Source organism: Bradyrhizobium sp. BR14999 (genome assembly GCF_056106085.1).
Window position 1 is genome coordinate 868,324 of the sequence record NZ_CM148536.1, and the last position, 13,756, is coordinate 882,079.

Here is a 13,756-nt window from a genome sequence, read left to right on the forward strand (position 1 = left end):
TCAACCAAGAAGGACAACCCGCGTGGGACAAGACATCAAGCTGACGGCTTCGGACAATTTCCAGCTGGGCGCCTATCGCGCCGATCCCTTGGGCACGCCGAAGGGCGCGGTGGTGGTGATCCAGGAGATCTTTGGGGTCAATCACCACATCCGCTCGGTCTGCGATCGTCTCGCAGGGGAAGGCTATGCCGCGATCGCGCCGTCGATCTTCGACCGCACGTCGCCGAACTTCCAGTCGGGCTATTCGCCCGACGAGATCGCGGAGGCGCGCAAATTCGTCGCCAATCCGGACTGGGCCGCGATGCTCCGCGACGTCCAGGCAGCGATCGATGCGGCCAGAAGCGTCGGCCCGGTCGGCATCATCGGTTTTTGCTTAGGGGGCAGCGTCGCCTTCGTTGCGGCGACGCGGCTGTCGGGCCTCAAGGCCGCGATCGGCTATTACGGCGGCGCTATCGTGCGCTTTGCCGATGAGACGCCGAAGGTGCCGACGCAGCTGCATTTCGGCGAGCAAGATGCCGGCATTCCCCTGACCGATGTCGCGACCATCAAGACGAAGCGGCCCGATGTGGAGGTCTTCGTCTATCCGGGCGCGCAGCACGGCTTCCATTGCGACGAGCGGGCCAGCTATGACAAGGCCAGCGCCGACATCGCCTGGCCGCGCAGCATGGCATTTTTCGCGAAGCATTTGACGAAATAGCGTGCCGTCATTCCGGGATGCGCCGCGAAGCGGTGCAGGCCCGGAATCCATCGGGCCGCGGGCTCTGCGGTGGAATGGATTCTCTGATGCGCAATTGCGCATCATAGCTCGCGACTTCGTCGCGCCCCGGAATGACGAGGGGAGAAAGTTGGGCTGAAGCCTAGAACCAGCGCTCGCCGACGAACACAGTGTCGCCCGGCGCAAGCGGCGTGCCGAGGGGGACGACCGCGCGCATCGCGCCGCCGGCTTCCGTGTGCGTGACGGTGACGACGTCGCGCTTGGCGCGCGGCGAGAAGCCGCCGGCGATGGCGACCGCGCTTTCGACCGTCATGTTCGGCACGTAAGGATATTGCCCTGGCGCGAGGACCTCGCCGAGAATGAAGAACGGGCGATAGGCCTCGATCTCCACGGCGACCGAGGGCTCGCGGATATAGCCGTTGCGCAGGCGTGCGGCGATTTCGCCGGCGAGGCCCGCCGTGGTGCGGCCGCGCGCGGGCACCGCACCGATCAGCGGCATGGTGATGGAGCCGCCGGCGTCGATCGCATAGCTGTTGGTGAGACCTTCCTGGCCGTAGACCACGACGCGAAGCCTGTCGCCGGCGTCGAGATGATAGGAAGGGTCATAGCGCACCGGCGCCGCCATTGGCGCGGCGTAGCCGACCGGCATGGGCGCGGGCGAGGAGGCAAAGGAATTGCGCAGCGCGCCGATGGCGCCGCCACCGTCGGCAACGACGACCGGCTGCGGCGCGCTGTAGGGCTGACCATAGGCCATGGAGTCGAGATCGGCGCGCGGCGGCATCACCGCGACGGGGCCGGCGGTCTGCATGCAGCCGCCAAGCGCGGCGGACGCTGCCAGGGACGCTGCCAAGATCGACCATCGAAACGCGCGTGCAACCGGCACCGGACCTATCCCTCGAAACGAGACGGCTCCAGTCTTGCACCGGTTATGGTTAATAAAGCGTTGAGTGATGTGGTCACTGTCGCACCCTCCCCTGGAGGGGGAGGGTCGCTACGCATGCAGCGAAGCGAAATGCGTAGCGGGGTGGGGTGACGGTCTCTCCGCAATGAGCACTGCCCGAGTGGAGAGATCACCCCACCCCGTCTCACATTTCGCTGCGCTCAATGTGAGCCGACCCTCCCCCTCCAGGGGAGGGTAAGCGCAGCACACTTCGAGTTTACAATTACGCGCTCACACCAACCCCGATCGGGCAGGACACGCCGGTGCCGCCGAGGCCGCAATAGCCGGCGGGATTCTTGGCCAGATATTGCTGATGGTAGTCTTCGGCGAAGTAGAATTCGCTGGCGGGCGCGATCTCGGTGGTGATGGCACCGATCCCTTTTGCGGCGAGCGCCTTCTGGTAGAGCGCCTTCGACTCCTCGGCGGCCTTCTTCTGCGCGTCGCTGAAGGTGTAGATGGCGCTGCGGTACTGCGTGCCGACGTCGTTGCCCTGGCGCATGCCCTGCGTCGGGTTGTGGCTCTCCCAGAACGTCTTCAAGAGCCTCTCGTAGGAGATCTTGCTCGGATCGAACACGACCAGCACCACTTCGGTATGGGCGGTGCGGCCCGAACAGACCTCTTCATAAGTCGGGTTCGGCGTGTGACCGCCGGCATAGCCGACCGCGGTCGCGTAGACGCCATCGCCGAGCTGCCAGAACTTGCGCTCGGCGCCCCAGAAGCAGCCGAGCCCGAACATCGCCTGCTCGAGACCGGCGGGATAAGGCGGCTGCAGCTTCACGCCGTTGACGAAATGGGTGGTCGCGGTCGGGATGGCTTGCGCACGGCCGGGCAGCGCCTCAGTTGCGCTCGGCAATGCGGTGGTCTTGCGCATGAACAGCATGATGGGTCTCCGAAACGAGCTGTCCGTCGCGTGAGCGAGCTCAAGAGGTCGAGCGCTCAGGCGGCGTGCTCGCGATCAGGTGGGAATATAGGCATCTACGCAGCGACAGGCAGCTCTGTTACGCGGCCCGCGCGCGCTCAATCCCGGGAATTGAAAGCTCAATCCCGGGAATAGCCGATCAGCGGTTTGCGCGGGCGGAACAGGATCATCAGCAAAATGCCGAGAATGCCGAGGACGGCGAAAACCGGCTGATCCAGCACTAGGCGGATCACCGAAGTCCAGAGCCAGGGCGCCTTGGCCTCGACCCAGGTCCGGAACGCGGTCTGGCTGGCCTGATTGATGTCGTTCCAGAACTGGCCGAACCGGGTGAATTTGAGGGTCTGGTCGGCCACCCAGCGGGCGCCGTCATAGACCATGAAGATGAACCCGCCGGCGAGCAGCAACAGCCCAATCAGTCGGAAAAAGCCGCGGATCATGCCTCACCTGCCATGGTCGTGCGATCGGACGACCCTCCAGAATGTTGCCAGCCAATAGCCGGGCGACGGCAGAAATTCAACCTCTTCAGGGCGTTACGGCCCGCCTCCAGCCCGTTCAGGCCGGTTTTCCAGCTCCCGAAAGCGTTGACGGTGCGAAAGACCCTCTCTATAAGGGCGCCAACTGGCGGTGGGCGCAATCCTGCCGCCGCTGTTCTTTGAGCAGGTGCAGGCCCTTTGAGGCCTCATGTTCCCGGGACAGCCCAGCAACCGAACACCCTAAATCCGAGCGTCGATTCCGCGGTCAAGCAGCCGGCGCTACCCGACCAAGACGCGACCGGTACCGCAAAGGACATTGAGACCATGGCCAATACCACTTCCGCCAAGAAAGCGACGCGCAAGATCGCCCGCCGCACCGCCGTCAACAAGTCGCGCCGCACCCAGATGCGCGGCGCCGTGCGCACCGTCGAGGAAGCCATCAAGACCGGCGATCGCGCCGCTGCCGTCAAGGCGCTGGCGAGTGCCGAGCCGGCCTTGATGCGCGCCGCCCAGCGCAACATCATTCACAAGAACAACGCCAGCCGCAAAGTCTCGCGCCTCACCGCGCAGATTGCCAAGCTCGCGAAGTAGTCTTCCGGCATCCGATCGGTCGATCCGATCGGCGCGTCAAACAGCCCGGCATCGCGCCGGGCTTTTTTGTTGGCTGTCATATTCAGGCAAGCCGTCACGGCACGATCGATCCTCGGATTGGAAGATCTGTATCGCCTGCGCTATTCTTCGTTCCGTAATTTTACTGCCGAAATTTTGCAACAGCGGAAACTTTCACCGCGTTGCAAAAACCCCTGTGCTGCGGGCTCGAATTGAATCCGCGGGCGACGAAACTTCTGCACACCGTAGATTCACAGGAACGCGTCTCGGCGTGGAGTTACCCTGCAAAACGAGTCTCGAAAAGCGATGACTCAATAATCACTTATCAACATAGCAGCGAGAAGCATTTGGAAAATTCGCTCGCGCGTCGGGTGCGTGACGAATTTTTAAAAGTTTTTTGGCGTAGGCGGAGAATTGTCACACGAGGCGCGGCATTTTCGATTCTGTGCACGAATCCAAAAACTTGCTTCGGAGCCTGTGAACAACTCGCGCGCGGCGTTAACGCAGATCAAGTTTTTTGGCGCCTCAAGTGTGAATCAATTTCGTTGCGAGTCTTTCCGCTTAGTGTATTCCTTAAGTCGTTCGCGGCGCCCACGATCTTGAGACCAGCGCGGTTTTGGAAACGGGGCGAGCGTGCAAATCGGCGGCGGTGTGCACGTAGGCGACGCTTCAACAAGCGATTGTCGGTTCGAAACCCATAGCAATGTGGGAATGGTAGCTCTTTGTCTGAATGTCTCCAAGCGGGATCTCAACTGTCCCGCTCGCGCCAGGCGCAAATGAGAGACGTCGTAAAGCTACCCCGATAGACGCGAGGCGAAGCCGAACGAACGGCGAGTACAGACGGGCAGGGCATCCGCGACTGGGGCTTTCAGGGGCGGCTGTCTTTTCACACGCAGGACCTTGTCGTGAGCAATCACGGCGGGACGGGGAGGTATCATGTCCTACGGATTCAACGCGGTATTGACACAGTTTCGTTCTTTCGACGATGCCGTCTCCGATCCGTCAAGCGACCAGCCTCCGACGTGTGAGGGCGCGCAGAGTACGCGCTGACCTCGCGACCCCTCCATCTCCGACATCGCTGATCTGACCCGCGGCGTTTCCGCCGAACGGTCGAGCCGTGTCTGATGATGGACTCGCTTGAGGTCGCGCCATCCCAGGGATTTCGGCAGGAACCCTGCATGGCGCTCACAACGCAACCTTATCTCTCAAGAGAAGTTTTCTGACGATGACAATGGAACAGGATCGCTGGTCACGCGTGAAGGGTCGGCTGCGCTCGAGCGTTGGCGAAGACGTTTACACGAGCTGGTTTGCGCGCATGGATCTGGAAGGCGTGCAGGACGAGAGCGTGCGACTCTCGGTGCCGACGCGCTTCCTGAAGAGCTGGATTCAGGCCCATTATGCCGAGCGCGTGCTGTCGTGCTGGCAGGCCGAGATGCCGGAAGTGCATCGTATCGATCTCACGGTCCGCTCGGCGGTGCGCCCGGTCGCGCAGCCGAAGGAAGCGCCCGCCCCGGTCGAGGCGCGCCGCGCGCCGACCCCGGAGCTGCGCTCGACCGCGACCGCGCCGGTCTCGGCCAATCACGACGCGCTCGGCGGCTCGCCGCTCGATCCGCGCCTGACCTTCGCGAGCTTCGTCGTCGGCCGCTCCAACACGCTGGCGCATGCGGCCGCGCGCCAAGTCGCCGAAGGACGCCGCGGCGACCCAGTGATGTTCAACCCGCTCTACATCCATGCCGGCGTCGGCCTCGGCAAGACGCATCTGCTCCAGGCGGTGACCTGGGCCGGCAATTCCGGCAACGAGCGCAAGGTGCTGTATCTCACCGCGGAAAAATTCATGTACGGCTTCGTCGCCGCGCTGAAGACGCAGACGGCGCTCGCTTTCAAGGAAGCGCTGCGCGGCATCGACGTGCTCGTCATCGACGATCTCCAATTCCTGCAGGGCAAGTCGACGCAGGCCGAGTTCTGTCACACGCTGAACGCGCTGATCGACGCCGGCCGCCAAGTCGTGATCGCGGCCGACCGTCCGCCGTCCGATCTCGAGAGCCTGGACGATCGCGTCCGCTCGCGGCTCGCCGGCGGCCTCGTGGTCGAGATGGGCTCGCTCGGCGAGGAGCTGCGGCACGGCATCCTCAAGTCGCGCGTTGCCGCGGCCCGCGCCCACCATGCGACGTTCGAGGTGCCCGAGGAGGTGCTGCATTATCTGGCGCGCACCATTACCCATAACGGCCGCGACCTCGAAGGCGCGATCAACCGTCTGCTCGCGCACTCGAAACTCAACAACCGGCCGGTGACGCTGGAAATGGCCGAGCACGAGGTGCGCGACCTTGTCCGGCCGCAGGAGCCCAAGCGGATCAAGATCGAGGACATCCAGCGCGTGGTGGCGCGGCAGTACAACGTCAGCCGCTCCGATCTGCTGTCCTCACGCCGGACCGCCAACGTGGTCCGCCCGCGCCAGGTGGCGATGTATCTCGCCAAGACGCTGACCCTGCGCTCGCTGCCCGAGATCGGCCGCCGCTTCGGCGGACGCGACCACACCACCGTGCTGCACGCCGTGCGCAAGATCGAGGCCCTGGTCTCCAAGGACACGGCGCTGTCCGAGGAAGTGGAGTCGCTGAAGCGCCAGCTTCAGGAATAAACGCCTAGGGCTGCCGCCATTCTCCCGCCGCCCCGGCCATGCCTGGGCGGCGGCCTTCGTTTGGGCGGTAAATCGTGGGGAACTGCCTCCGATCCCTTGAATCCGGGGGCCATCCGCGCCACCTTGCGCGACCCTGACAGCTTTGGTCATATCGGCAGGAATGATCCGGCTTTTCGGGGTCTTCGGTGCCGTGGCGCGCGTCCCGCTGCCCGGCCTTCTCAACGCTGTGTTTTCCTTGGGGATCGGGCGAGTAATGCAATGAAGGTTACGGTCGAACGCGCGCAATTGCTGAAGTCGCTGGGCCATGTCCATCGCGTGGTCGAGCGCCGCAACACGATTCCGATCCTCGGCAACGTGCTGGTCCGCGCCGAGAATGCGAAATTGTCGCTGAAGGCGACCGACCTCGACCTCGAGGTCACGGAGACGCTACCTGCGGAAACCGCGACCGCGGGCTCCACCACTGTGCCGGCGCACATGTTCTACGACATCGTCCGCAAGCTGCCGGACGGCTCGCAGATCGTGCTTGAGGCCGACGGCGATCGCGCGGTGCTGGCGATCCGCGCAGGCCGCTCGCGCTTCACGCTGCAGACCCTGCCGGAGAATGATTTCCCGGATCTGGCCGCCGGCGACATGTCGCACTCGTTCTCGCTCGCCGCCAAGGACGTCAAGCGGTTGATCGACCGCACCCAGTTCGCGATCTCGACCGAGGAGACGCGCTATTACCTCAATGGCATCTATCTGCACGCCGCCGGCACCGCCAAGGCGGCGACCCTGCGCGGCGTCGCCACCGATGGCCACCGCCTCGCCCAGCTCGACCTGGTCCAGCCCAAGGGCGCCGAGGGCATGCCCGGCGTCATCGTGCCGCGCAAGACTGTCGGCGAGGTGCAGCGCCTGATCGAGGACACCGAGGCCGAGATGACGATCGAGCTGTCGCAGGCCAAGATCCGCTTCACCATCGGCAATGTGGTGCTGACCTCGAAGCTGATCGACGGCACCTTCCCCGACTACGGCCGCGTCATCCCGCAGGGCAATGACAAGGAGCTCGTCGTCGACAAGAAGGATTTTGAGAACGCGGTCGACCGTGTTTCGACGATTTCGAGCGAGCGCGGGCGGGCGGTGAAACTGTCGCTGTCGGCGGGCAAGCTGGTGCTGTCGGTGACCAATCCGGATTCCGGCAGCGCGACCGAAGAGCTGGAGGTCGAATACGCCTCCGACGCTCTCGATATCGGCTTCAACTCCCGCTACCTGCTCGACATCGCCGCCCAGATCGAAGGCGACGTCGCAACACTCAGGCTCGCCGACCCCGGCTCCCCCACCCTGGTGCAAGACCGCGACGACAAGAGCGCACTGTACGTGCTGATGCCGATGCGGGTGTGAGCGAGGTGCTCCCTCGCCAACGCAGATTGCCTTTAGAGCCGAACGCGATGCGCATTGCTGTGCCCTCTCCCCTTGTGGGAGAGGGCAGCTCCGCTGGAGGAGACACAGTCGGTCGGGTGAGGGGTTAGTGCCGCAGGATCCGTCCCATCGGCCAGTCCCCAAACGTCTCCGCCAATTTGCGAAGAATATGCGGCACGAACCGACGGACGCAGAAGCGGCCATGTGGCGCTTGCTCAGGGATCGTCGGCTCTCCAGCTACAAGTTTCGCCGGCAAGTTCCATTCAAGAACTACGTTCTCGATTTCGTCTGTTTCGACAAGCGCCTCGTGATCGAGATTGACGGAAGTCAGCATGCGGGATCGCAGCGTGATGCAGTTCGCGAAGCCGCACTTTTCGCAGAAGGTTTCGCGGTCGCGCGCTATTGGAACAACGACGTTTTGCAGCAATCCGTGTCCGTATTAGAGGATATTCTTGCAAAGCTTGCCGGGCGGTAAGATACCCCTCACCCGTCGCCTCACTGCGTGAGGCGCCACCCTCCCCCACAAGGGGGGAGGGAAAGCAAAGCCCGGCAATGACGAGCTGATATGACCCCCTCCCGCATTCATCGTCTGACGCTGACGCAGTTTCGCAATTATCGGGCGGCGGGGCTCGAGACGGCGGCTGACATGGTGGCGCTGGTCGGGCCGAATGGGGCGGGCAAGACCAATTGCATCGAGGCGATCTCGTTCCTGTCGCCGGGGCGGGGCTTGCGGCGCGCGACGCTGGAAGACGTCGCCGACAACCAGGGCGACGGCTCCTGGGCGGTGTCGGCGCAGGTCGAGGGCGCGCTGGGGCTGGCGACGCTCGGCACCGGCATCGATGCGCCGCGCACTGACGCCGCCATCAGCCGGCGCTGCCGTATCGACCGCGAGCCGGTCAATTCCGCCGCCAGCTTCGGCGACCACATCCGCATGGTGTGGCTGACGCCGGCGATGGACGGGCTGTTCATGGGCGCGGCCTCGGAGCGGCGGCGCTTCTTCGACCGCCTGGTGCTCGCCATAGACAGCGACCATTCCAGCCGGATCAACGCACTGGAACGCTCGTTGCGCTCGCGCAACCGCCTGCTCGAGGCACGCAATTACGACGATCATTGGTGTGACGCGATCGAGCGCGAGACCGCCGAGCTTGCGGTCGCGGTGGCCGCAACGCGCGGCCAGACCGCGGCACGGCTGACCGGCATGCTCAATGCGCGCGCGCAAGCCTCGGCCTTTCCGTCGGCACAAATCGCGCTCGACGGCTGGATGGAGAACGCGCTGCTTCAGGAGACCGCGACGTCGGTCGAGGACCGCTACCGCCAGATCCTGCGCGACAACCGTCCGCGCGACGCCATCGCCGGCCGCACCACCGACGGCCCGCACCTCACCGATCTCCAGGTCATCTACGCGCCCAAGAGCATGCCGGCGCGCGATGCCTCCACCGGCGAGCAGAAGGCGCTCTTGATCGGCCTCGTGCTGGCGCATGCGACGCTGGTGGCGGAAATGACCGGCATCGTACCGCTGCTGCTGCTCGACGAGGTCGTCGCCCATCTCGATCCGAACCGCCGCGCGGCGCTGTTCGAGGAGCTGAAGAAGCTCGGCGCACAAGTGTGGTTGACCGGTGCGGACCCTGCCGCCTTCGCCGAGATCGGCGCGGGAGGCGAGGTCTTTGACGTCGAGAGCGGACGCGTCTCCGCCCGTAGGTAGGCCGCTGCATTGAACCCGCCCGGTTCCGTCAGCGACTAGCTGCCAGAGGCCGCTGGAAGCGGCCATCGCGCAAGATTTCCAACACGCGCGATATCCTTGGAGCGTGAGCATGACGACGGTGAGGCCTGGGGTGCGAGCTCCGGCACGATGGCAAGTTTTTGCGTGCGGCCTTGCTCTCTTCGCAAGCTGCCTGCTCGCGGCAAGCGCCGGCGCCTTTGTGTCGAATCTGCCGCCGCTCTTTTCTGCCGCGCTCACGCTGGATCCGGATGCCAAGCTGCCTGCGCCGACCCGCTACAGCTATCGCGGGATCCACACCACCGTGATGCCGGGCATCGAAGCCCCGCTCCGGACCCGGCTCGAAGCCACCGTGCCCGCAGGGCTCAACGACGTCCTCGCCTTCTATCGCACGGAGCTCGGAAAGCTCGGCTGGCAGGAGCAGGATGGCGCGGTGATCACCGCCGATCACGTGCGCCTCGACTTCGTCTCCCCAATCGGGCCGGCAGCGCTGGAGCTCGACCGCAAGGCCGGCAGCACCTCGGTCCACCTCGTGCAGAAGAATTCGGATGCAGCGACCCGGGCGAACGTCCTGCCCGCACCCGGCCAGGCGAAGCTGGTGTTCAGCAACATCGGCGAGCAGGAAGCCGTGCTCACGATCAACGAGCGGACCATCCCGCGCCCCGCCGGCGCGAACGCCGTCGCGCTGGATCTTGGGCCCGGCAAATACTCCTACAGGCTGGGCGTGCCGGACCGCCCGGCCATCACGAACAGTCTCACCGTCGCCGCCGGCGATACCTGGGAGCTCACGGTCGGGCGCGACGGTGAGGCGTGGCCGCCGCTCCAGCTGTATTGAGGGCTCCGAAACTGACCTTTCCGTTCCCACAAATTCAAGGGTTTTCGAGGCCCCAAACGGGCCTTCGAATCGGGCTTTTTGCAGCGCGCTGAATCGGCTTTCGAAAGCCTTGAAAATCGGTCCAAAAACCCTATCTTCCCAAAGGGTTGCGAGGAGATACTTTGCGCTAGGCGCAAACCCTCTTTCATGGCACAAATAGCCTGCAAATCAGCGCCTTTTGCGCCGCTGATTCGGGCGACATCTCAAAGGCCTCTCATGACAGAACCTGCTCGGCAGCCGCGTGCCGAAAACGAGCCCTCCAACGCGAGCGACTACGGCGCGGAATCGATCCGCGTGCTCAAGGGTCTCGATGCCGTCCGCAAGCGCCCGGGCATGTATATCGGCGACACCGACGACGGCTCGGGCCTGCACCACATGGTCTACGAGGTCGTCGACAACGCCATCGACGAGGCGCTGGCGGGTCACGCCACGCGCGTCGACGTCATCCTCAACGCTGACAATTCCGTCACGGTGCGCGACGACGGCCGCGGCATTCCCGTCGACATCCACAAGGGCGAAGGCATCTCCGCGGCCGAGGTCATCATGACCCAGCTGCATGCCGGCGGAAAATTCGACCAGAATTCCTACAAGGTCTCCGGTGGCCTGCACGGCGTCGGCGTCTCCGTCGTCAACGCGCTGTCCAGCAAGCTCGGCTTGCGGATCTGGCGCGACAACAAGGAGCACTACATCGAGTTCGCCCATGGCGATGCCGTGGCGCCGCTCAAGGTCGTTGGCGATGCGCCGGGCAAGCGCGGCACCGAGGTGACGTTCCTGGCCTCGACCGAGACGTTCAAGAACGTCGAATATGATTTCGCCACGCTCGAGCACCGTCTGCGCGAGCTCGCCTTCCTCAATTCCGGCGTCAACATCGCGCTCTCCGACACGCGCCACGCGGTCGAGAAGCGCGAGGAGATGCACTATTCCGGCGGCGTCGAGGAGTTCGTCAAATATCTCGACCGCAACAAGAAGTCCCTGGTGCCCAAGCCAATCATGGTGCGCGCGGAAGCCAACGGCATCGGCGTCGAGGCTGCTTTGTGGTGGAACGACAGCTACCACGAGAACGTGCTCTGCTTCACCAACAACATCCCACAGCGTGACGGCGGTACCCATCTGGCCGGCTTCCGCGGCGCGCTGACGCGCCAGGTCAACGGTTATGCCGAGGCCAATGCGAAAAAGGAAAAGATCGCGCTGACCGGCGACGACTGCCGCGAAGGCCTCACCGCCGTGCTGTCGGTGAAGGTGCCGGACCCGAAGTTTTCGTCGCAAACCAAGGACAAGCTGGTGTCCTCGGAGGTGCGTCCCGTGGTCGAGAACGTCCTCAACGAGGCGCTCCAGGCCTGGTTCGAGGAGCACCCGAGCGAAGCCAAGATGATCGTCGGCAAGGTGATCCAGGCCGCCGCCGCCCGCGAAGCCGCACGAAAGGCGCGCGAGCTGACGCGCAAGAGCCCGCTCTCGGTCTCGTCGCTGCCGGGCAAGCTCGCCGACTGTCAGGAAAAGGATCCGGCCAAATCCGAGCTCTTCATCGTCGAGGGCGACTCGGCAGGCGGCAGTGCCAAGCAGGGCCGCAACCGCGAATTCCAGGCGGTGCTGCCGCTGCGCGGCAAGATCCTCAACGTGGAACGCGTTCGTTCCGACACGATGCTGAAGAGCGAGCAGATCGGCACGCTGATCACCGCCCTCGGCACCGGTATCGGCGACGAATTCTCCATCGAGAAGCTGCGCTACCACAAGATCATCGTGATGACGGACGCCGACGTCGACGGCGCTCACATCCGCACGCTGCTGCTGACCTTCTTTTACCGGCAGATGCACGACATCATCGACGGCGGCTATCTCTACATCGCCCAGCCGCCGCTCTATAAGGTCTCCAGAGGCAAGTCCGAGCAATACCTGAAGGACGAGCGCGCGCTGGAGGATTACCTGATCGACGCCGGGCTCGACGATTGCGTGTTCGTTCCCGGCACCGGCGGCGACCGCACCGGGCGCGATCTGCGCTCGCTGGTCGACGACGCCCGCGTGGTCCGCAGCATCCTGCGCAATTTGCACAGCCGCTATAACCGCAAAGTGGTCGAGCAGGCCGCCATCACCGGCGTGCTGAACAAGTCGATCTACGGCAATCCCGAGAACGCGGCGGCCGCCGCGCAATATATCGCGAGCCGGCTGGACAACCAGGCCGAGGAGGTCGAGCGCGGCTGGGTCGGGCAATTCGTCGAGGGCCAGGGGTTCCTGTTCGAGCGCACCGTGCGCGGCGTCAAGGAAGCGGCTGTCATCGACGACGCGCTGCTCGGCTCGGCCGAGGCCCGCAAGCTCGACGAGTACACGACGAAGCTCCAGGACGTCTACGCCCGCTCCGGCAAGCTGCGGCGCAAGGACAGCGAGCACGTGGTGCACGGTCCGGTCGATCTGTTCGAGGCGGTCACCGATTCCGGGCGCAAGGGCATCGCGCTGCAGCGCTACAAAGGTCTCGGCGAGATGAACCCGGAGCAACTCTGGGAGACCACGCTCGACACCGAGGCGCGCTCGCTCTTGCAGGTGAAGGTCAAGGAGGTCGACGAGGCCGACGACATCTTCACCAAGCTGATGGGCGACGTGGTCGAGCCGCGCCGCGACTTCATCCAGGAACATTCGCTGAGTGCGACGATCGATATCTAGCGCGCGACGCGTTTTTGCTTGACCGGTGCTGACCGCGAGCAAAGATCACCTCTCCCGTAGGGAGAGGTCGGAGCGCATCGCTAGATGCGATCCGGGTGAGGGGATCTGATTTCACTGGGTGTCGCGGGCCCTCACCCGGATTGCACTGGACGATGCTTCGCATCGCCAGGCGCAATCCGACCTCTCCCCGTCGGGGAGAGGTGAGGCCCCCCTGAACCTCACCTCCCGCCATCGCGACGAAGTGGCATGAACCCGCGGGCCATTCCGGCCGGGAAGCGCTCACGCCATGACCAGCTCCGCAATGACCAGTTCCACCGCGCCATCCCGCCGGCTCGGCATCATCGGCAGCATCGTCGGCGTGCTGGCGCTGATGGCCGCCGTGCTGCCGCGTTGGGTCGTGCCGATCGTGTTTCCGCCGCCGCCAGCGGAGCAGGTCATCGTCGACACGGGACATCGCATCAAGGACCGCGTGATGGCGCGGGTGAAGGGCGTAGAGTATCAGGCTCCCAGGATCGAAAAATCCGCGGCGCGAAGCTGGAGTGAAACCGCATCGGTCACCGCGATCTCGCTCGGCCTGCTCGCTATCCTGCTCTCGGTGCTCGCGCTCATCTTCCGGGAAGAGCGGCTCCTCGCCGCCGTGGCCGCCACGCTCGGCACCGGCGCCATCGCGATCGAAATTTCCTACGTCATGATCGGCGCGCTGATCCTGATTGCCATCCTTTACGTGGTCGGGAATATCATTGGGTTGTTCTAAGGGCCGCCTGTCACAAGCTCCCGAGGGACGGGCTCGAGCCACGGCCACCACAATTGCTCCCGCGCTCAATTCT

The 13,756-nt window shown here is 64.5% G+C and carries 12 protein-coding genes; 9 read left to right on the forward strand and 3 right to left on the reverse strand.

The window, feature by feature from the left end:
• The first annotated feature begins 22 nt into the window (after nucleotides 1–22).
• On the forward strand, nucleotides 23–697 hold the full coding sequence (locus tag ACR9YP_RS04065) for a dienelactone hydrolase family protein (RefSeq protein ID WP_474219058.1): 675 nt from the start codon (nucleotides 23–25) through the stop codon (nucleotides 695–697).
• A 160-nt stretch (nucleotides 698–857) separates the two neighbouring features.
• On the opposite strand, the gene ACR9YP_RS04070 is transcribed toward ACR9YP_RS04065, so the two are convergent.
• From ACR9YP_RS04070 to ACR9YP_RS04080, 3 genes are all read right to left on the reverse strand, one after another.
• Nucleotides 858–1,598: a polysaccharide biosynthesis/export family protein gene (locus ACR9YP_RS04070; RefSeq protein WP_438103889.1), complete on the reverse strand. Its 741-nt coding sequence runs from the start codon at nucleotides 1,596–1,598 to the stop codon at nucleotides 858–860.
• Between the two features lie 280 nt (nucleotides 1,599–1,878).
• Nucleotides 1,879–2,535: a peptide-methionine (S)-S-oxide reductase MsrA gene (gene msrA, locus ACR9YP_RS04075; protein WP_438103887.1), complete on the reverse strand. Its 657-nt coding sequence runs from the start codon at nucleotides 2,533–2,535 to the stop codon at nucleotides 1,879–1,881.
• 158 nt (nucleotides 2,536–2,693) lie between these two features.
• Complete coding sequence (locus tag ACR9YP_RS04080) at nucleotides 2,694–3,011, reverse strand: hypothetical protein (RefSeq protein ID WP_091898220.1); 318 nt, start codon at nucleotides 3,009–3,011, stop codon at nucleotides 2,694–2,696.
• 360 nt (nucleotides 3,012–3,371) lie between these two features.
• On the opposite strand from ACR9YP_RS04080, the gene rpsT reads away from it, so the two are divergent.
• The 8 genes from rpsT to ACR9YP_RS04120 all read left to right on the forward strand — a co-directional run bounded on the left by rpsT (nucleotide 3,372) and on the right by ACR9YP_RS04120 (nucleotide 13,683).
• Complete coding sequence (gene rpsT / locus ACR9YP_RS04085) at nucleotides 3,372–3,638, forward strand: 30S ribosomal protein S20 (RefSeq protein ID WP_028178125.1); 267 nt, start codon at nucleotides 3,372–3,374, stop codon at nucleotides 3,636–3,638.
• Nucleotides 3,639–4,881: 1,243 nt separating this feature from the next.
• Nucleotides 4,882–6,291, forward strand: a complete 1,410-nt coding sequence (gene dnaA, locus ACR9YP_RS04090; protein WP_027572414.1) for a chromosomal replication initiator protein DnaA — start codon at nucleotides 4,882–4,884, stop codon at nucleotides 6,289–6,291.
• Between the two features lie 258 nt (nucleotides 6,292–6,549).
• A complete protein-coding gene (gene dnaN / locus ACR9YP_RS04095; protein WP_091898217.1) occupies nucleotides 6,550–7,668 on the forward strand; it encodes a DNA polymerase III subunit beta in 1,119 nt (372 codons plus the stop codon).
• Between the two features lie 127 nt (nucleotides 7,669–7,795).
• Nucleotides 7,796–8,161 carry an endonuclease domain-containing protein gene (locus ACR9YP_RS04100; RefSeq protein WP_438103884.1) on the forward strand — a complete coding sequence of 122 codons (366 nt, stop codon included), beginning with the start codon at nucleotides 7,796–7,798 and terminating at the stop codon, nucleotides 8,159–8,161.
• 90 nt (nucleotides 8,162–8,251) lie between these two features.
• The gene (recF, locus tag ACR9YP_RS04105; protein WP_370989847.1) at nucleotides 8,252–9,388 is read left to right on the forward strand and encodes a DNA replication/repair protein RecF; all 1,137 of its coding nucleotides are present in this window, start codon (nucleotides 8,252–8,254) and stop codon (nucleotides 9,386–9,388) included.
• Between the two features lie 109 nt (nucleotides 9,389–9,497).
• Nucleotides 9,498–10,238: a hypothetical protein gene (locus ACR9YP_RS04110; RefSeq protein WP_474219059.1), complete on the forward strand. Its 741-nt coding sequence runs from the start codon at nucleotides 9,498–9,500 to the stop codon at nucleotides 10,236–10,238.
• A gap of 255 nt (nucleotides 10,239–10,493) precedes the next feature.
• Complete coding sequence (gyrB, locus tag ACR9YP_RS04115) at nucleotides 10,494–12,929, forward strand: DNA topoisomerase (ATP-hydrolyzing) subunit B (RefSeq protein ID WP_474219060.1); 2,436 nt, start codon at nucleotides 10,494–10,496, stop codon at nucleotides 12,927–12,929.
• Nucleotides 12,930–13,215: 286 nt separating this feature from the next.
• Nucleotides 13,216–13,683 carry a hypothetical protein gene (locus ACR9YP_RS04120; protein ID WP_370989844.1) on the forward strand — a complete coding sequence of 156 codons (468 nt, stop codon included), beginning with the start codon at nucleotides 13,216–13,218 and terminating at the stop codon, nucleotides 13,681–13,683.
• The last annotated feature ends 73 nt before the right edge of the window (nucleotides 13,684–13,756 follow it).